The organism is Arthrobacter sp. J156 (assembly GCF_056172865.1).
The window spans coordinates 2,049,996-2,068,628 of the sequence record NZ_CM149650.1 but is presented as its reverse complement, the minus strand read 5'-3'; the positions used below and the strand labels follow the sequence as shown (position 1 = coordinate 2,068,628).

The 18,633-nt window shown below is 73.9% G+C and carries 16 protein-coding genes; 9 read left to right on the top strand and 7 right to left on the bottom strand.

Annotated elements, in window-relative coordinates:
- Position 1: 1 nt before the first annotated feature.
- Entirely contained in the window at positions 2–2,323 is a 2,322-nt protein-coding gene (locus AC0QR5_RS09415) for a transglycosylase domain-containing protein (protein WP_329861862.1), read from the bottom strand.
- Positions 2,324–2,360: 37 nt separating this feature from the next.
- On the opposite strand from AC0QR5_RS09415, the gene AC0QR5_RS09410 reads away from it, so the two are divergent.
- From AC0QR5_RS09410 to AC0QR5_RS09400, 3 genes are read left to right on the top strand one after another with little or no spacing between them, the layout of a single operon-like run.
- Positions 2,361–2,516 (top strand): hypothetical protein, encoded by a 156-nt coding sequence (locus tag AC0QR5_RS09410; RefSeq protein ID WP_329861861.1) that lies wholly within the window; start codon positions 2,361–2,363, stop codon positions 2,514–2,516.
- A 22-nt stretch (positions 2,517–2,538) separates the two neighbouring features.
- A complete protein-coding gene (locus tag AC0QR5_RS09405) occupies positions 2,539–3,015 on the top strand; it encodes a RidA family protein (RefSeq protein ID WP_329861860.1) in 477 nt (158 codons plus the stop codon).
- Positions 3,016–3,052: 37 nt separating this feature from the next.
- Positions 3,053–3,940 carry an NUDIX hydrolase gene (locus AC0QR5_RS09400; protein ID WP_329861859.1) on the top strand — a complete coding sequence of 296 codons (888 nt, stop codon included), beginning with the start codon at positions 3,053–3,055 and terminating at the stop codon, positions 3,938–3,940.
- 79 nt (positions 3,941–4,019) lie between these two features.
- Here the strand turns inward: AC0QR5_RS09400 and AC0QR5_RS09395 are convergent, their stop codons facing one another.
- Entirely contained in the window at positions 4,020–4,697 is a 678-nt protein-coding gene (locus AC0QR5_RS09395; protein WP_329861858.1) for a Crp/Fnr family transcriptional regulator, read from the bottom strand.
- Positions 4,698–4,932: 235 nt separating this feature from the next.
- Between AC0QR5_RS09395 and AC0QR5_RS09390 the strand changes: the two genes are divergently transcribed.
- Entirely contained in the window at positions 4,933–6,093 is a 1,161-nt protein-coding gene (locus AC0QR5_RS09390) for a MarP family serine protease (RefSeq protein ID WP_329861857.1), read from the top strand.
- Between the two features lie 19 nt (positions 6,094–6,112).
- Here the strand turns inward: AC0QR5_RS09390 and AC0QR5_RS09385 are convergent, their stop codons facing one another.
- The 3 genes from AC0QR5_RS09385 to acs form a co-directional block, all read right to left on the bottom strand.
- Entirely contained in the window at positions 6,113–7,087 is a 975-nt protein-coding gene (locus AC0QR5_RS09385) for a DUF2332 domain-containing protein (protein ID WP_329861856.1), read from the bottom strand.
- 11 nt (positions 7,088–7,098) lie between these two features.
- Positions 7,099–7,554, bottom strand: coding sequence for a type II 3-dehydroquinate dehydratase (gene aroQ, locus AC0QR5_RS09380; RefSeq protein WP_329861855.1), 456 nt, complete (start codon positions 7,552–7,554; stop codon positions 7,099–7,101).
- A gap of 108 nt (positions 7,555–7,662) precedes the next feature.
- Positions 7,663–9,663, bottom strand: a complete 2,001-nt coding sequence (gene acs / locus AC0QR5_RS09375) for an acetate--CoA ligase (protein ID WP_329861854.1) — start codon at positions 9,661–9,663, stop codon at positions 7,663–7,665.
- A gap of 249 nt (positions 9,664–9,912) precedes the next feature.
- On the opposite strand from acs, the gene AC0QR5_RS09370 reads away from it, so the two are divergent.
- From AC0QR5_RS09370 to AC0QR5_RS09360, 3 genes are read left to right on the top strand one after another with little or no spacing between them, the layout of a single operon-like run.
- Positions 9,913–11,067 (top strand): hypothetical protein, encoded by a 1,155-nt coding sequence (locus tag AC0QR5_RS09370; RefSeq protein ID WP_329861853.1) that lies wholly within the window; start codon positions 9,913–9,915, stop codon positions 11,065–11,067.
- 49 nt (positions 11,068–11,116) lie between these two features.
- Complete coding sequence (gene nth, locus AC0QR5_RS09365) at positions 11,117–11,845, top strand: endonuclease III (protein WP_430970726.1); 729 nt, start codon at positions 11,117–11,119, stop codon at positions 11,843–11,845.
- The gene (locus AC0QR5_RS09360; RefSeq protein ID WP_430970722.1) at positions 11,842–12,543 is read left to right on the top strand and encodes an NUDIX hydrolase; all 702 of its coding nucleotides are present in this window, start codon (positions 11,842–11,844) and stop codon (positions 12,541–12,543) included. Before nth ends, AC0QR5_RS09360 begins: the two co-directional genes overlap by 4 nt.
- A gap of 27 nt (positions 12,544–12,570) precedes the next feature.
- On the opposite strand, the gene AC0QR5_RS09355 is transcribed toward AC0QR5_RS09360, so the two are convergent.
- Together AC0QR5_RS09355 and AC0QR5_RS09350 are read right to left on the bottom strand one after the other, a co-directional pair.
- Positions 12,571–14,205, bottom strand: coding sequence for a WXG100-like domain-containing protein (locus AC0QR5_RS09355; protein ID WP_329861851.1), 1,635 nt, complete (start codon positions 14,203–14,205; stop codon positions 12,571–12,573).
- Positions 14,206–14,300: 95 nt separating this feature from the next.
- Entirely contained in the window at positions 14,301–16,007 is a 1,707-nt protein-coding gene (locus AC0QR5_RS09350; protein ID WP_329861850.1) for a bifunctional 3'-5' exonuclease/DNA polymerase, read from the bottom strand.
- 134 nt (positions 16,008–16,141) lie between these two features.
- On the opposite strand from AC0QR5_RS09350, the gene AC0QR5_RS09345 reads away from it, so the two are divergent.
- Together AC0QR5_RS09345 and AC0QR5_RS09340 are read left to right on the top strand one after the other, a co-directional pair.
- On the top strand, positions 16,142–17,260 hold the full coding sequence (locus AC0QR5_RS09345) for a CpaE-like family protein (protein WP_430970721.1): 1,119 nt from the start codon (positions 16,142–16,144) through the stop codon (positions 17,258–17,260).
- Positions 17,257–18,507: a TadA family conjugal transfer-associated ATPase gene (locus AC0QR5_RS09340; RefSeq protein WP_329861848.1), complete on the top strand. Its 1,251-nt coding sequence runs from the start codon at positions 17,257–17,259 to the stop codon at positions 18,505–18,507. The genes AC0QR5_RS09345 and AC0QR5_RS09340 overlap by 4 nt, the downstream gene beginning before the upstream one ends.
- The last annotated feature ends 126 nt before the right edge of the window (positions 18,508–18,633 follow it).

Genomic DNA, 18,633 nt, shown 5'->3' with positions numbered 1-18,633 from the left:
CCTACTCGTCGTCCTCCGGCGGGGTCGGCTCGTCCTGGCCGCCGCCGTTGCCTCCACCGGCGTCGTTCCCCCCGCCGTTGTCATTACCGCCGGAGTCGTTTCCGCCTCCGTTGTCGTTGCCCCCGGAGTCGTTGCCGCCGCCGTTGTCGGAGGAGTCGTTGCCGGAGTTCCGCGGCGCCGACGGGCTCGGCGTGACGACCGGTGCCGGGCGGGAATCGGGACGGCCGAAGCCCTCGGCCGGGTAGTACCCGACGACGTCCTTCATGTACGCGAGCCACATCGGCGAGGCGAAGGTCGAGGAATCCGCCTGCGGGTACAGCTGCCCGTTGATCCGCGTCGAGAAGATGTTCTCGTTGCCGGTGTTGCGGCCCACCCACGCGGCGGTCGAGACGCCCGTCGTGTAGCCCACGAACCACGTGGAGGAGGCGCCGTTGTTCGTGCCCGTCTTGCCGGCGATCGGGACGTTGACGGTGCCGCGGGCGACACGCTGGGAGGCGATCTTGGAGAGCGTGCCGTTGAGGTTGCGGACGACCTTCTCGTCGATCTGCTGCGAGCAGTCGACGCCGGGGACCTTGTACTGGTTCCCCGCCGCGTCCTCGACGGAGGTCAGGGCACGGGGCTTGCAGTACTCGCCCTCGTTGGCGAACGCCGCGAACGCCGCGGCCTGGGAGAGCGGGGTGATCTGGGCGGAGCCGAGGACGAACGAGGGGTTCGCGGGTGAGATCCCGAGCGTCTCGCCCGTTTCCTTGTCCTGATTGGACTGGTCGAGGACCCCGAGACGTGCCGTGGCGTCGGCGATGTCGCACAGGTCGAGCTGGGCGGCCTGGGCCACCGTGGCCGTGTTGATCGACCAGTAGAGCCCGTAGTCGACGTTCATCGAGCGCTTGAAGCCGGCGGAGGCGTTGTTGACGTCCCAAACGCCATCGTCGGAGTACGTCCGCACGGAACCGCCCGGGAGGCACGAGGCCTTCCACTGGTAGGTGTCCGGATACTTGTCCCGGCGCGCGTCGACCGTGTCCCACATGTTGTGGCCGGATTCGAGCCACGCGAGCGTCGTGTAGGGCTTCATCGTGGAGCCGCCCTGGAAGCCTCCCGAGCCGCCCAGCGAGCGTTCCACGGCGAAGTTGAACTCCGTGTACTCGGTGCCGTCCTGCGGGCCGTACTGCTTGTTCTGCGCCATGGCGAGGATGTTGCCGGTGCCGGGCTCCACGGAGACCAGGGCGGTGCCGAGATTGGACTCGTCGTCGGCCGGGATGGCGTTCCTGGTCTCCGTCTCCGCCTCCTTCTGCAGGCGCGGGTCGAGCGTCGTCTTGATGGTCAGGCCGCCGCGGAAGAGCAGGCGCGTGCGGTCCTCGACCGTCTTGCCGAACGAGGCGTCGGAGGTGATGAGGCGGGAGACGTAGTCGCAGAAGTTGGCGGCGGTGCGCGCGGCCACGCAACCGGACTTCAGCTCGCGCGGCTTGAGCTCGAGCTCGGAGGCCACGGCCTCCTCGTACTCCTCGGCCGTGATCGCCCCCGTGCGCTTCATGGCGCCGAGGACCGTGTTGCGGCGCTTCGTCGTCAGCTCCGGATTGGTCACCGGGTTGTAGACGTTGGGCAGCTGCACCATGCCGGCGAGCATCGCCGCCTGCTGGATGTTCAGATCGGCGGCCGGGATCGAGAAGTAGCGCTGCGAGGCGGCCTCGACGCCGTAGGTCGTTCCGGAGAAGAGCACGATGTTGAGGTAGCCCTGCAGGATCTCGTCCTTGGAGAACTCCTTCTCGACGGCGATCGCGAGCTTGATCTCGCGCAGCTTGTCCCCGTAGGACTTGCTGTCGCCGGAGATCGTCAGGTCCTCCTTGGCCACGCCGTTGAGGTGGTCGGCGTTGATCAGCATGTTGTTGACGTACTGCTGGGTCAGCGTCGAGGCGCCCTGGCGCGAGGAGCTCGTGAGGTTGCTGACGGCGGCGCGCGTGATGCCGCGCAGGTCGACGCCGTTGTGTTCGTAGAAGCGCTCGTCCTCGATGGAGACGATCGCCTTGCGCATGTTCTCCGAGACCTTGTCCAGGGTCACGGGGACGCGGTTCTCCGCGTAGAACGTCGCGATCGTGGAGCCGTCCTTGGCGAGCACGCGGGAGGGCACGGACAGCGGCTCCTCGCGCAGCTCGGCCGGGAGGGCCTCGAAGAACTCGATGCCCGCCGACGCGCTGGACCCCGCGACCGACGCGGCAGGAATCAACAGACCCGCCGCGAGCACTCCGCAGAGCGCACTCACCCCGAAGAAGGCGACGATCTTGCCCAGGGTGGTTGCGGTATCAAAAAAAGGAGACTTACGACCGGCCATGCCTTCCAGTTTAGCCGGAGCGGCTAACCTATCGGTTATGACCAAATGGGAGTACGCGACTTTGCCGCTGATCATTCACGCCACGAAGCAGATCCTCGACCAGTGGGGAGAGGACGGCTGGGAGCTGGTCACCGTCATCGCGGGACCGGACGGCAACGCGCCGGTGGCCTACCTCAAGCGCCCCAAGCAGTAGCACCGAAGAGCCCGGAGGAACCGTGGAAAACCAGCCGACATCCGCCGTCGAACGCCGTTTGGCCGAGCTCGGGCTCGAGCTTCCGCCCGTCGCCGCTCCCGTCGCCGCCTACGTCCCCGCCGTCGTCTCGGGGGACTACGTCTACACCTCGGGGCAGCTGCCGTTTATTCAGGGTGAACTCACAGCCAAGGGCAAGGTGGGCGCCGACGTCGACCCGGAGGCCGCCTACGCGCTCGCGGCGACGTGTGCCGTCAACGCCCTCGCGGCGGTCAAGAGCGTGATCGGCGACCTCGACCGCATCCGCCGGATCGTCAAGGTCGTGGGCTTCGTCGCCTCCGATCCGTCCTTTACGGGCCAGCCCGGGGTCGTCAACGGGGCCTCCGAGCTGCTCGGCCAGGTCTTCGGCGACGCCGGGATCCACGCGCGCTCCGCCGTCGGCGTGGCCGTGCTCCCGCTGGACGCGCCGGTCGAAGTTGAACTCGTCGCCGAATTCAGCTGACGCGCTCCGGCGCGGCCTGAGCCGGCGGACGTTCGCGTTGCCGCCGTCGCAGGACGGCGCGGCCGAGAGCTGGGTCGCCCATGGGGCCCGGACCCCGCGCGCGGCCCGACCGGCGTCGTCCGTCGTCCTGGTCCGGGACGGGACCGACGGCGTCGAGACCTACCTGGGATACCGGCCCGGGGCCTCCCCGCTCGGCAGCATCGCCTTCCCCGGCGGCAGCGTGGAGCCGGAGGACGACGACCCGGTGCCGTGGTTCGGCCCCTCGCCCGGGGACTGGGCGCGACGCCTCGACGTCCTCGACCACAAGGAGGCCCGCCGCCACGTCGTGGCCGCGCTGCGCGAGCTCTTCGAGGAGACCGGCGTCCTGCTCGCCGGTGCCGACGGGCTCTCCATCGTGGAGAACTGCTCGAGCGCGGAGTGGATGTCGATCCGCGAGGCGCTCGCGGGACAGGACATCGGCTTCGGCCGGCTCCTGGCCCAGCGCGGGCTCGGCCTGCGCACCGACCTGCTGCGGCCGCTCTCGCGGTGGGTCAGCCCCGACTTCGCCCACCGCCGCTTCGACACCCGCTACTTCGCCGCGGCCCTGCCCGTGAACCAGCGGGCCACGCTCCTGCGCGGCAAGGGCGTCTGGGCGCGCTGGCTCGCCGCGGGGGAGCTCGTGCGGGAACGGGAGACGACCGCCCTCGGCGACGCCGCCGGCCAGGAGGACACCGTGGGCCTTCCCTTGAGCCGGACCACGGTCCCGGCCGTGGAGTTCACGCTCGAGAAGCTCGCCACGACGCGCGGCGCGGTCGCCTACCTCTCCCACCGCCGCGAGCCCCGCTGCTACCGGCCCCAACTGGTCGCCGGGAGCGGGCCCCACTGGCGGCTCGAGGTCGATCTCGCCGCCGCGAGCGAGGGCGGCGGCGCCGCGCGGGGCCGCTGACGGCCCGGAGCCGGGACGGAACGACGCCGGGGCCGCACCTTCGCGCTGAAGGTGCGGCCCCGGCGTCGTGCGCGTGGATCTAGCGCGAGCGCTGCCGCAGGCGCTGGATGTCCAGGATCACGACGGCGCGCGCCTCGAGGCGCAGCCAGCCGCGCTGGACGAACTCGGCGAGGGCCTTGTTGACGGTCTCACGGGAGGCGCCGACGAGCTGGGCCAGTTCCTCCTGCGTGAGCTCGTGGGCCACCAGGATGCCGTCCGTCGCGGGGCGGCCGAAGCGGTCCGCGAGGTCCAGGAGCGCCTTGGCGACGCGGCCCGGGACATCGGAGAAGACGAGGTCGGCGAGCGATTCGTTGGTGCGGCGGAGGCGGCGGGCCAGGGCCTGCAGCAACTGCACGGAGACCTCCGGGCTGGTCAGGATGACCTTGCGCAGGTTCTCGTGGCGCAGCCCGGCCAGGCGGGTCTCCGACACGGCCGTCGCCGTCGCGTTGCGCGGGCTCGGGTCGAACAGCGCCATCTCGCCGAACAGCTCGCCCGGGCCGAGGACGGCCAGGAGGTTCTCGCGGCCGTCGGGGGCCGTGCGGCCGAGCTTGATCTTGCCCGAAACGATGAAGTAGAGCTGGTCGCCCTGGTCGCCCTCGCGGAAGACCGATGCCCCGCGCGAAAGGTCGACCTCGGTGAGCTCCTCGGTCAGCGCGCCGAACACGTCGTCGCCCAGCGTCGCGAAGAGTGGTGCCCGGCGAAGTACCTCGATGTCCATGAAATCTCCTGTCAGGTGTCGTTGGCGCTTTTCTCATTGTGCCGTAGAGCCGGGGGTTGTGACACCTTCCACAGCGGCGATTGCCCGAGTTGACTTCGCGCGACCCGGTTTCCGCCGCCGTGGAACGTAGACTGGAGGCACGGCCCGCCCGTGGGGCGGACGGTTTTCCGAAGGGCGGAATGGGGCCGCAACAGTAGGGAGTCTCGGGTTGTTCTTCGGTTTCAGCGGATTGGACGTGGCGCTCCTCGTGGTGCTGCTGTTCTTCCTCGTCTCCGGCCTGCGCAAGGGCCTGTTCGTCACGCTCGGGGGGATCGTCGGCTTCGTCGCCGGCGGCGTCGCGGCGTTCTTCTCGATCCCGCTCGTCTCCAGCTGGGTCGCGGATCCCGGGTGGCGGCTCTTCTGGATCATCGCCGCGGCCGTCGTCCTGATCATCATCGGGCAGGGCATCGGCGCGGCGATCGGCGGCCGGATCCGCTTGTGGCTGAATTTCCCGGTGCTCAAGAGCTTCGACCGGATCCTCGGCGGCCTCGCCAACACGGCCGTCGCGGCGCTCGTGCTCTCCGCGATCGCGTTCTCCGTGTCCACCATGGGCTTCCCGCTCCTCTCGCAGCAGCTCGCCGACTCCCGCGTGATCTCCACGATCCGCTCCCTCACGCCCGACCCCGTCGCCGGCGCCATGGCCGAGGCCCGCTCGCTCGTCATGGGCCAGACCATCCCCGAGCTCCTCGAGCCGTTCGCGCCGACGGACACCACGCCCGTCCCGGACGCCGAGGTCGACACCGAGGGCGTCGCGCGCGCCGGGGAATCCGTTGTGAAGATCACCGGAACCGCGTTCGCCTGCGGCGTGAACCAGACCGGCAGCGGCTTCGTCGCCGCCGAGGACCGCGTCGTCACCAACGCCCACGTGGTCTCCGGCATCGCCGAGCCGGTGGTCAACACGCGCGACGGCCGTGCCGTCCCGGCCCGCGTGGTCCACTTCGACGCCGCCGCCGACCTCGCCGTGCTCGCCACCGACGGCCTCGACCTGGACCCGATCCCGGTCGGCGAGGACCTCGGCGTCGGCGACGCGGGCGCGTTCCTCGGCCACCCGGCGGGCGGCCCGTTCCAGAACCAGGCCGCCACCGTGCAGTCCCTGCGCTCCGTCATGGTGCAGAACATCTACGGCGCCGACCCCTCGCCGCTGCGGATCTACCAGCTCGGCGCGGACGTCGAGCAGGGCAACTCGGGCGGCCCGTTCGTGGACACGCAGGGCCGGCTCGTCGGCGTCGTCTTCGCCAAGGCCAAGGGCGACCTCGACGTCGGCTACGCCTTGTCCCTCGACGAGGTCGCACCCGTCATCGAGGAGGCGCCCTCGCTTTCCGACGAGGTCTCCACGGGCGCCTGCTCGCCGCGGTAGCGGCGGACGGTGGCCGGGCCTACGCGCCCTCGAGCCAGTGCAGCTCCGCGCCGTGCTGGCCCGTGTGCGCCACGGGCACGCCGTCGACCGCGAGCGTGAACCAGCCCGGGCGCCCGCTCGGCACCGTCTCGCCGGCGGGCTCCATGAAGAAGCTCTCGTTGGACACCCAGCGGCAGTCCAGCGAGCGCACGGTCCGGGCGAAGCGGCTCCTGTCGTACGGCGACAGGTACGCGAGCACGGCCGAGTGGAACACCACGGGCGTGGTCCCCGCGGGGGCCTCGGCGACGAGGTCCGCGATGTGCTCGTTGAGGTCGCCCTGCCGCAGCCGGGGCACGCCGGGCCCGAGCGACTGCAGCGTCGCGAGCGCCTCGCGCAGCCGCGCGAGGCGGTGCTCCTGGCCCGGCCAGACGAGGCACTCGAGCCAGCGCACCGTGTCCGGGTCCCGGCCGTCGAGGGGGTTCAGGTCCACCCCCGCGCGCCAGGCGACCTCCGGAAGTCGGGCCGGCACCGGCGGGGCTCCCGAGGTCGTGCAGGACAGGACGGGGGTGCCGCTCCCGAGCCGGGCCCCGGCGTCGTACTCGTAGGAATACAGGTCCGGCAGCAGGCACAGCCCGGCCGACGGGCCGACCTCGATGAGGGAGAGCGGGCGGCCCGTCTCCTCCGCGATCCGGGCGAAGGCGGGCAGCAGCGTCGCGCAGCGGCCCGGCTCATTGGTCTGCGTGCGGCGGGCCAGGACGACGGCGGCGACCTCCTCCCAGCGCCCGCGCAGGAACGCGGCGAGCTCCTCGAAGTCCCCGTCGGGGAAGCCGAGGTAGCGCGCGGCGGCGAACACGAGATTGGGCTGGCGCTTCTGCGACGGGAGCCCCACCAGGAGCTCCAGCAGGCCCTCGTCGGCGGCGACGCCGGCCGCCCACTGCGCGTACGCGTCCGAATGCCCCGGGAACCAGGTCCTCGCGTACTCCTGGAACATCGCGGCCGTGGCCCCCACGGTCATGGCGTCCCCCTTCAGCCCAGGGAGGCGACGTGCGCGATGCCGAGGCGGTAGCCGTTGACCCCGGCGCCGACGATCACGGCCGCGGCGACCGGGGAGATGTACGAATGGTGGCGGAAGGCCTCGCGCCGGTGGACGTTGCTCAAATGGACCTCGACGACGGGCAGTTGCACGCCCGAGACCGCGTCGGCCAGGGCGATCGAGGTATGGGTGAACGCGCCCGGGTTGAAGACGATGCCGGCCACGCGGCCGCGCGCCGCGTGGATCGCGTCGATGAGGACGCCCTCGTGGTTGGACTGGGCGAACTCGAGCTCGAAGCCCGCCTCGCCGGCGGCCGCGCGGCAGGCCTCCTCGACGTCGGCGAGCGTCTGGTGGCCGTAGACCTCCGGCTCGCGCGTGCCCAACAGGTTCAGGTTGGGGCCGTTCAGGACGAGGATTCTCCGCGGGGCGGACGTGGTCGCTTCAGTCATAGCGCCCATTAAACCCCCGGGCCCCGGCGGGGGCGAACGATGCGTCGTCCGGCGACAAGACGGCGGGGTGGGAGGCCCGCGACCGGACCTCCCACCCCGCTGTCGGCGCTACTTGCGCAGCGACTCGGCGATCTGGGCCATCACCGAGTTGTCCGCGAGGGTCGACGCGTCGCCGACCTCACGGCCCTCGGCGACGTCCTTGAGCAGGCGGCGCATGATCTTCCCGGAACGGGTCTTCGGCAGCTCGGGGACCACGAGGATCGTGCGGGGCTTGGCGATCGGGCCGATCTCCTTGGCCACGTGGTTGCGCAGCTCCTGGACGGCGTCCTCGCTCTCGCCCGCGCCCCCGCGCAGGATGACGAACGCGACGACGGCCTCGCCCGTGGTCTCGTCCTTCGCGCCGACGACGGCGGCCTCCGCGACGGTGGGGTGGGAGACGAGCGCGGACTCGATCTCCGTCGTGGAGAGGCGGTGGCCGGAGACGTTCATGACGTCGTCGACGCGGCCGAGCAGCCAGATGTCGCCGTCCTCGTCCTTCTTGGCGCCGTCGCCCGCGAAGTACATGTCGTCGAAGCGGGACCAGTAGGTGTCCTTGTAGCGGTCCATGTCGCCCCAGATGCCGCGCAGCATCGACGGCCACGGTTCGCGGATCACGAGGTAGCCGCCCTCGCCGTTGGCCACCGGCGCCCCGAGCTCGTCCACGACGTCCACGGCGATGCCGGGGACCGCGACCTGCGCCGAGCCGGGCTTGGTCTCCGTCACGCCCGGAAGCGGGGCGATCATGTGCGCGCCCGTCTCGGTCTGCCACCAGGTGTCCACGATCGGGGCGGGGTGCTCCTTGCGCGGCCCCGGCTGCCCGTCGGCCCCCTTGCCGTTGTTGGAGCCGATGACGTCGCGGTACCACATCCACGCCTCGGGGTTGATGGGCTCGCCGACCGAGCCGAGGACGCGCAGGCTCGAGAGGTCGTAGCCGTCGGGGATGTGCCGTCCCCACTTCATCATGGTGCGGATCGCCGTCGGCGCGGTGTAGAGGATCGTGACGCCGTACTTCTCGACGATCTCCCACCAGCGGCCCTGGTGCGGCGCATCCGGGGTGCCCTCGAAGACCACCTGGGTGGCCCCGTTCACGAGCGGGCCGTAGGTCACGTACGAGTGCCCCGTGACCCAGCCGATGTCCGCCGTGCACCAGTAGACGTCCGTGTCGGGGTGCAGGTCGAACGTGTCGCGGTGTGTCGCCGCGGCCTGGACCAGGAAGCCGCCCGTCGTGTGCAGGATGCCCTTGGGCTTTCCCGTGGTACCGGAGGTGTAGAGGATGAACAACGGGTGCTCGGAATCGTGCGCGACGGGCGTGTGCACGGGCTCCGCGGCGCCGACGACGTCGTCCCACCAGCGGTCCAGGCCCTCGGTCCACTCGGTGGGCTCGCCGTTGCGCTTGACCACGACGACGTTCTCCACGGTGTGGCCCGGAGCGGCGAGGGCCGCGTCGACGGCGGGCTTGAGCGGGCTCGGCTTGCCGCGGCGCCACGTGCCGTCCGCCGTGACCACGAGCTTGGCCTCGGCGTCGTCGATCCGCGAACGCAGGGCGTCGGCGGAGAAGCCGCCGAAGACCACCGAGTGGATGGCGCCGATCCGCGCGCAGGCCAGCATGGTGATGACGGCCTCGGGGATCATCGGCAGGTAGACGGCCACGCGGTCGCCCTTGGAGACGCCGAGGGATTCGAACGCGCTCGCCGCCTTCTTCACCTCGTCGGTCAGCTCCGCGTAGGTGTAGGAGCGCGAATCGCCGAGGGCGCCCTCGAAGTGGATCGCCACGCGCTCGCCCAGGCCGTTCTCGACGTGCCGGTCGAGGGCGTTGTAGGCGGCGTTGACCGTCCCGCCGACGAACCACTTCGCCACCGGCGCGCCCGTCCAGTCGAGCGTCTCGGTGAAGTCGGACTCCCACGTGAGGGTCTCGCGGGCGCGGTCGGCCCAGTAGCCCAGCCGGTCCTCCGCCGCGCGTTCGTAGCGGTCGGCGCCGGCGACCGCTTGGGCGGCGAATCCGGCGTCCGGGGCGAATCGGCGGTTCTCGTGCAGCAGATTGTCCAGGGCGGACGTGGTCGTTTCAGGCACGGCGGATCCTTTCGGAGCGGTAAAAAGTGCTGTGAGCAAGGCTACAGCGCGCCTCCGGCCTGTGGTGTCCTCCGTCACACTCCGAGACGGGAAGCGTGCGGATTCTGCGGTGAACGGTCGCCGCCGGCGGCGGATGGGAGCCGCGTGGGCGGTGCGGACGGCCCCGCGGTGCCGCGGCACGGTTAAGCTGGGGAGCGGAACGCACTCCGGCCGTCCGGCCGGACGCGGGGGAACCATAGAGGAGACGCCATGGCCTTGTCAGCCACGCAGGACGACCGCACCGCCACGGCCCTGGCCGGACCGTTCACGCTTCGCGAGCTCGTGGCGATCGGCGGAGGGCTCCTGCTGCTCATCGGCTCCGTGCTGCCCTTCCAGACCGTGCCGGGGACGTGGACCAACCTCTGGATCCTCAACGGCCTGTTGTTCAACCAGCTCGTGACGCTCGCCCTCCCGCTCGCCGTCGCCGGGGCGTTCGCCTGGCGCCGGGCCAGCGGCCGCCGCCTCGTCCGGATCGGATCCCTGACCCTCGACCAGCTCGGATCGGTCGTCGGCATCCTCACGGGCCTCTACTTCTTCTTCGCCGCGGTGCTGTCCATGAATGCGTCCTTCCTCCTGGGCCTGCTCGGCGCGGCCGCGTTGATCTCCGCGACCACCGCCGCGGCGGCCATCCCCGGCTTCGCGGCCGACTTCGAGGACGGCGACGGGCCGCTCCTGCTCCGCGCCGTCCGCGCCACGGAAGCCGCTTCGGCGCCCGGGTCCGGAACCGCCCCCTCGAAGGCCGCCGCGCTCTGGGCGCGGGCGACCTCCGGGCGCAGCGACGGTGCCGATCCCGCGGCCGGCGGCAGCGCCGTCGTTCCCGTCTCCGTCCCCGCCCCCGGGGCGACCGGGATGCCGGCGGCCCCCGCCGCAGGGGACGACGCCGAGGCCTCCGCCACCTCGGATCCCGCCGGGGCGCGGGCCGCCGGGGCCGCCGCGGAGAACGTGGCGGACCAGACCGCCGACGAGTCCGCGTCCGAGCCCGAGTCCGTGCCTGAACCCGGGCCCGCGGAAGAGCCCGCGCCCGAGACCGCCATCCGCTCCGTCGTCGCCCACCAGCCGGCGCCCGAGACGGTGGCGGCGTCCGTCGTCGAACCCGCCCCGGCAGCGGAGCCGGAGCCGGAGGAGGACGAGGAACCGTGGGAGGCCACGCGCCGCGCCGACGACGCCCCCGTCTACCAGGCGTTTTGGTTCGCCGTCCCGCAGACCCGCCAGATCTGGGACGAGCGCACCGGCTCGGCCCTGTTCACGGTGGAGCCCGGAGCCTGGATCCTCGCGCTCGAGGACCGCGGCGGGGAGTTCCTGGTCCAGGACAACGACGGCCGGATCGGCGTCCTGCGCGATCTGGCCAACGTCGAACGTGCCTAGCGGAGAGACCCCGCTCGCCCTGAAACGGCGCGCCCGGCGGATCAACCGGATGCTGGGGGAGGACTATCCCTACGCCGTCCCGGAGCTGGACTTCGAGAACCCGTTCGAGCTCGTCGTGGCGACCGTGCTCTCCGCCCAGACCACCGACGTGCGCGTCAACGCCACGACCCCGGCGCTCTTCGCCCGCTACCCGGACGCCCGCGCGCTCTCGGAGGCGGACCCGGAGGAGCTGCGGGAGCTCATCCGGCCCACGGGCTTCTACCGCGCCAAGGCGGAGAACCTGCTCAAGCTCGCCCGGCGGCTCGTCGACGAGTACGACGGCGAGGTCCCGGGCCGCCTCGAGGACCTCGTCACGCTCGCGGGGGTCGGCCGCAAGACGGCGAACGTGGTGCTCGGCAACGCGTTCGGCGTCCCCGGGATCACGGTGGACACCCACTTCGGCCGGCTTTCCCGCCGCTTCGGCTGGACCGCGGAGCAGGACCCCGTCAAGGTCGAGCATGCCGTCGGCGAGCTGTTCGAGCCCTCCGACTGGACGATGCTCTCCCACCGCGTCGTCTTCCATGGACGCCGCGTCTGCCACGCCCGCAAGCCCGCGTGCGGCGCATGCTCCGTCGCGACGCTCTGCCCGTCCTACGGCGAGGGCGAGACGGACCCGGAACGGGCCGCGAAGCTGCTCAAGTACGAGCTGGCCCCGGCCAGGACCGAGCTCCTGGAGCTCATGCGGTCCGGGGCCACGCGGCGCGAACTGCGGGCGCTGGGCCACGGGCTGGACGCGTGAGCGCCCGCAGCGAGCTCGCGGAGCTCGTCCGCCGCACCCGCCGGGAACGGGCGGGCCTCCCCGACGCCGGCCCCGTGCGGATGCCGGGCAGCTGGCGGTTCAAGCCCGTCGAGCCGGGCAGTGCCCGCCGCGCCGCCGTCCTGATCCTCTTCGGGCGGCTCGATGACGTCGCCGCCCACCACGAGTCGCGGGCCGTGCCCGCCGACCTCGACGTCCTGTTCGTCCAGCGCGCCGACACACTGCGCAAGCACCCCGGGCAGATCGCCTTCCCGGGCGGCGGGATCGACGCGGACGATAACGGCAGCACCGCCGCCGCGCTGCGCGAGGCCCGCGAGGAGACCGGGCTCGACCCCGATGGCGTCGAGATCCTCGGCGAGCTGCCGGAGGCCGAGCTACCCGTGAGCAACTTCCTCGTCACGCCCGTCATCGGATGGTGGAGCCGCGAGTCCGAGGTCTTCGCCGTGGACCCTGCGGAGTCGGCCAAGGTGTTCCGCGTCCCGGTGGCCGACCTGCTGGACCCGGCGAACCGCGTCATGGCCGTCGTGGAGCGGGACGGACTGCGCCGGGCCGCCCCCGCGTTCGACGTCGACGGCGCGTTCATCTGGGGGTTCACGGCGATCGTCCTGGACCGGATGTTCGACGAGCTCGGCTGGACCCAGCCGTGGGACCGCGGCCGCGAGGTCCCCGCCCCGCTGTAGGGTCCGGCCCGGCGGCGCGGCGCGGGTTCATCGGCCCTCGTTGTCCGAGTCCTGCGGCGGTTCTGGCGAGGGGCGCGGCGTGGCCGCCTCAACCGGTGGCGGTGCCGGCTTCACCGGCGGAGCGGGCCGGGGCGCCGGGATGCGCGCCGCCGAGCCCGTGCCCGTGCCCGTGTGCCGGACGTTCGGCGCTCCGAGCGCCGCCGCCGAGGCGCCGGGCCGCACGGGCTGGGCGGCCCAGCGGCCCGAGGCGTTCGCGCGCTGTTCCACGGACTGGAGGCGCTCGAGCCGGCCCGCGTGCCCCGGGGCCCGCGGTGTCCCTGCCTGGTCGGCGTACCGGCGGCCGGGCAGGAGATCGACGGTGTTCTCGACGGCACCGAGGCGCTTGTGGACCGTCAGGGCCGTCGCCGCCAGCGCGGCGCCCGGGGGAACGAGGAGGCCGCCCCGCCCCGCCGCGGCGCGCACCGCGGGATCCCTGCCGGCGGCGCGCCACCGGGTCACGGCGCCTTCGGCGAGCTTGCCGCCCCCGCGGCTGGCCACCGTCGCCACGACGCCGTCGGCCACGACGTCGCGCGCCAGTCCCGCGCCGTAGCCGAGCGCCTTCCCGGTCCGCGTGGCCGCGAACGAGGTCACCGCGCGGCTGCCCACGTCGATGGCGCGGATTCCGGTGGTGCCCGCGGCGACGTGGCCGGCGAAGCGCGTGGCCGCGCCGCCCAACGGGGCGGTCGCCGCACCGAGAGCGGAGACCGCCCCGCGGACGGCCTCCCCGACGGGGCCGAGCCGGGACGCGAGCTGGGCCCCGACGCCGGCGAGGCGCCCGACGATCCCCCTCAGGACCGCGCCCAGACTGGCGAGCCGCCCCGCGTTGAGGGCCGATCCCGCGAGGGCGCCTCCGCCGAAGGTCACGGGTGTCAGAGCCGCTCCCGCGAGTCCGACGACGCCGACCATGAGTGCCGCGTTGAGCAGCTCGGTCCGCAACTGGGCGTGGGCGGCGTCGACCTCGGCGGCGAACTCGTCGCACACCGCGGCCGCGTCGCGGCAGCCCTGGGCCACCGCTCCCAGCTGGCCCGCTCCGTGGTGCAGCGCAGCGATGACGAGCGACGTGTCCCGTGACGAGCATCCGGAGAGCAGGCGGGCGGCATCGGTGGGGAAGGTGATGGCCGCGGTGTCGATCCGGGCGGCCGTGGCGGACCACGCCGCCGCGGCGGAGCGGAGGGACGGGGCGGAGGCCTGGGGCCAGCCGACGCCGACCGCGTCGAGGAGCCACTGCAACTCGTCCGCGCCGGCCCACGTTCCGCCCACGGCGCTCGGCGGCCCGGGCGGGCAGTGCGCCGCGGTTCCGCCAGGGGCCGCCGGAACGGCCGGGGCGTCCAGCCCGGCGTTGGCGGCCTCGACGGCCTCGTACACCCCGCCAGCGATGTGCTGGATCCGCCCGAGCGTTTCGAAGTGGAGCGCGTGGGACCGCAGCCCCTCGAGGATGCCGTTGGCCGCGGCGTCGTAAGCCGTCCCGAACTCCCGCCCCGTCTCGTCCCCGCCCGCCATCCCCGCGCTGCCGGACAGTGCGGGTCCGAGGGATGCCGCGATCGTCTCCACCTGCTGGGCGAGCACCCCCGTGGTGCGCGCGGACGCGAACAGCGCCCCCGTGTCGATGACCACTGCCGTCATCCGCTGCTCCCTTCGCTCGTCCGGCCTACGGCGAGCCTACGGAGACGCCCCGGCGCCGGCCACCGCCGACGGCGGGCCTGTGGATAAGCCGGGAGCTACTTCGCGTCGGCGTAGGAGTCGACGGTCGCGACGCCGACGGGGAACTCCACGGGAATCCGGCCGAAGATCAGCTCGGCCGCCTCCGCCGCGGATTCCTGGACGATCCGGACCACCTGGCCCGCCGACTCCGCGGGCACGTGGAGCATGACCTCGTCGTGCAGGAAGAACACGAGGCCCCCGCGGCCCAGCGGCACGGACTCCGCGTGCAGCCGGCGCCGCAGCCCGCCGAGCCAGCACAGCGCCCACTCGGCCGCGGTGCCCTGGACCACGAAGTTGCGCGTGAACCGCCCCCGCGCCCGGGCCGCGGCGTCCGCGCGGCGCTGCTCGTCCGCCGTCGTACTGCGTTGCCCCGCCCGCCACGCCGACGACGCCGGCGGGGCCCCGCGGCCCAGGTAGGTGGCCACGTCCCCGCCCGCGGCTCCGGTTCGCGCCGCGTCCTCGACGAACGCGACCGCCTGGGGGAAGGTGCGCGTCAACTGGGGCAGCAGGCGCCCCGACTCCCCGCTCGTGCCTCCGTACATCGCCCCGAGCATCGCGATCTTCGCGCTCGCCCGGTCCCCTCCGAAGCCCAGGTCCGCGATCCCCTGGTAGAGGTCGCGCCCGCGCGCGGCGTCCGCGAGCGCCCGGTCCCGCGAGAGGGCCGCCAGGATCCTCGGCTCGAGCTGCGCCGCGTCGGCGACCACGAGCACGTGCCCCGGATCGGGGCGCACGGCGTCGCGGATCGAGTGCGGGATCTGCAGCGCCCCGCCTCCGCGCGAAGACCAGCGGCCCGTCACGACCCCGCCGACGACGTACTCCGGCCGGAAGCGGCCTTCGCTCACCCACGCATCCAGCCACGCCCAGCCGTTCGCCGAGTGCAGCCGGGAGAGCTTCTTGTAGCGGTTCAGGACCTCGAGCGCGGGATGGTCGAACTCCGCGAGCTCCCACTGGCTCGTGCTCCGGGCCTCGATCCCGCAACGGTGCAGCGCCCGCAGCAGCTCCTGCTGCGAATCCGGATTAAGCTGCGGTGCGCCGAGGGCGGCGCGCAGCTCGGCGGCGAGCTCCTCGAGGCGCGCCGGGCGCGAGCCCGCGGGCGTCCGGGGCCCGAGCGAGTCCTCCAGGAGCGCCACATGGCGCGCGGTGTCCCACGGCACGCCGTGGTGCTCCATTTCCGCCGCCACGAGCGCGCCGGCGGACTCCGCGGCCAGGAGCAGCTGCAGGCGGCGGCCCTGCGGGGAGGCGTCCACCGCGGCCAGCTGCCGCGCGAACTCCGCGGCCAGGGCCTCGGCCGAGGCCGCGGCGGGCGGCGGTTCCTCGAAGAGCGAGCCCTGGTTCGCCGGGGTGCGCGGGGGCGGAAGGAGCGCGGCCGGGACGGGCGCGGCGTCGTCCCCGGCCGTTCCCAGACCGGCGGCGTAGGCGCTCCCGGCCGCCGCCGGGGCGTGGCGCAGGATCGCGCGGGACAGGGCGAGGTCGTGCGCCCGCTCGATCCGCACGCCCGCCGCGAGCAGTTGCGGATACCAGTCCCGCGTGTGCTCCCAGACCCAGCGCAGGCCCCGGGACTCGATCTCGCGCACGACGCCGGGCAGCTGGCCTGCGAACGCGGCCACGGGGTGGCCCTCGGGGTTGCCGGAGGCATCGAGGAACAGGACGACGCCGGACGCCGCGCCGGCCTCGGCGGGGGGCTGTCCGCTCGAATGCGTCGCGAGGAGCGCGTAGCGGGGCACCACGCCATTCTGCCAGTCGCCGGGAGCGGCGGTTCCCCTCCACAGGACGCGGCGGCGCGGGGTGGGGCGCGTCGTGTCCACAGGCGGGACGCCGGGCGCTGCGCGGTGGGGCGCCGGGCGGCACGGTGGTGGGCATGAACGACGCCGAACGCCTCGCCGCCCGGCCCCCGGAACCGTCCGCGGGCACCGACTGCCTCCTGCGCACGCGCCACGACGCGCTCGCCGACCACGTGGCGCTCATCGCCGCGGCGGCCGGCGCGGTGCTCCGGGTCGAACGCGAACCCGATCCCCGGCCCGGCCCGGGGTGCGCGGCGCTGCTGCTCGGCCCGGACGGCGTCGGGAGCGCCGACGGGTCCCCGCCGGGCACCCCCGTGATCCTCACCGGCTACCCCGAGGACGCCGAGGTCCTGTGGCGGGCCGCGGCCCGGCGCCCCGGTGCGCGCGTCGCCGTGCTGCCCCAGGCCGCCGCCTGGCTCGGCGAATTCCTCGGCGAGCTGGGGCTCAAGGGGGGCCCCGGAACGGTCCGGCTGTTCGCGGGGGCCGCGGGCGGCGCGGGGACGACCACGACCGCGCTGCTGCACGCCGCGGCGGCCACGCTCGACGGAGCCCGCACGCTGTTCATCGACGCGGACCCGTTCAGCCCGGGGGTCTGGCCGCTGCTCGGCGGTGACCGGGCCGGGGTCCTCGGCTGGGAGGACCTCGCCCGCTCGCACGGCCGGATGGCGCCGTCCCAGCTCGCCGAGGTCCTCCCGCTCGCCCAGGGGACCGCCGTGCTCAGCTGGAGCGAACGGGGCCCTGCCGCCGAGCTGCCCGGTGGCGTCCTCCACGAGGTCGTCGCCGCGGCCCGGCGCATCTACGACCTCGTCGTGGTCGATGCCGGCCGCGCGGCCGGGACCGGCCCCTCCGTGGCAGCCCTTGCGGACGAGGCCGTGGCCGTCCTCCCCGCCCGGCGGCCCGTCGGGACTCCGGGCGCACCGGCCGACGCGCAGGGGCCGGCGTGGACGGGCGCCGTCGTCGGACGCCTTCCCGCGGGCAGCGACGCCCGGGCCGTCGCGGCGGCCGCCGGGCTCGGGCTCGCCGCCTACGTGCCGTGGTCCCGGGCCGTGGAACGCGCGGCGGGGGAGGGGCGCCTCGTGGCGGCGCTGTCCCGCCGGAGCGTCCGCGCCGCCGTCGGGACGCTGGTGGGGTCCGCGCCACTCGCCCCGCCGGGACTCCATGGCGGGACCCCGGGGCCCGGGCGGGAGGCCGCGTGAGCCCGGAACGGCTGCGCGGACGGCACTGCTGGGACGAATCCGGCACGGGGACCGAGGGCACGGAACCGGACCTCGCCGCCCGCGCGGCTCCCGTCGACGAGCGGGTCGTCGAACACGTGCGCGAGCGGGCCCTGGCCACGGGAACCTCGCTGTCGGGGGCCGACCTCGCCGGGGCCGTGCGGGCCTCGGGGCTCGTGGTCGGCAGCGGCAGTGCGGCCCGCGTGGTCAGGATGCTGCAGGAGGACCTCCAGGGGCTCGGCCCGCTGCAGGAGTTCGCCGAGCAGCCGGGCACCACGGACGTGCTCGTCGACGGGGCGGGGCGCGTCTGGACGGATTCCGCCGACGGGCTGGCGGAGACGGGGTTCGTCTTCGCCTCGCCCGAGGACGTGCGGCGGCTCGCCGTCCGGCTCGTGGCCTCGGGCGGACGGCGGCTCGACGACGCCCAGCCGTTCGCCGACGTCGTGGCGGGCCGGTACCGGATCCACGCCGTGCTGCCGCCCGTCGCCACCGAGGGTCCCCTCCTTTCGGTCCGCGTCAAGCGGGCCGCGGCCGCCCGGCTCGTGGACATCCTGCCCGGCGGCGCCGGGGACCCGTGGCTGGCCCCGTTGCGCGCCGTCGTCACGGCCCGCTTGAACTTCCTGATCAGCGGCGGTACGGGGACGGGCAAGACGACCCTGCTCGCCGCGATGCTCGCCGAGGCCGGTCCCGACGAGCGCCTGCTGATCGTCGAGGACTCGCGCGAGCTGAGCCCGGACCACCCCCACGTCGTGGGGTTGCAGTGCCGCAGCGGGAACATCGAGGGGAGCGGAGGCGTGGGACTGCCGGAGCTCGTCCGCCAGGCGCTGAGGATGCGCCCGGACCGGCTGATCGTGGGGGAGTGCCGCGGCGCCGAGGTCGGGGACTTCCTGGCCGCGATGAACACGGGCCACGACGGCGCGGGCGGCACGCTGCACGCGAGCGCCGCGGCCGCCGTCCCGGCCCGCTTGGCGGCCATGGGGGCCCTCGCGGGGCTGTCGCCGGCGGCCGTTGCGGTGCAGGCGGGCAGCGCGATCGACCTGGTCGTCCACATGGAGCGCTCCGGAGGGCGCCGGCGGCCCGTCGGAATCGGACTGCTCGAGCCCGCCGGAGACGGCCTGGCGATCGAGAGCGCGTGGCAGGAGGGGCCCGGCGGCGTCGCGGGCCCGGGGCCCGCCGCCGGGCGCCTGGGCGACCTTCTGGCCCGGCGGGGTGTGCCGTGGACGGGCTGATCCCGGCGGCCGCGGTCGCGGCGGCGGCGGCCGCCTGGCTCGTGCAGTCCCGGCCGGCCCGGCCCGGTCGGGCCTTCGGGGTAGGACGCTCCCCCACGGGATGGCGGGCGCGACGCCCGAGCCCGC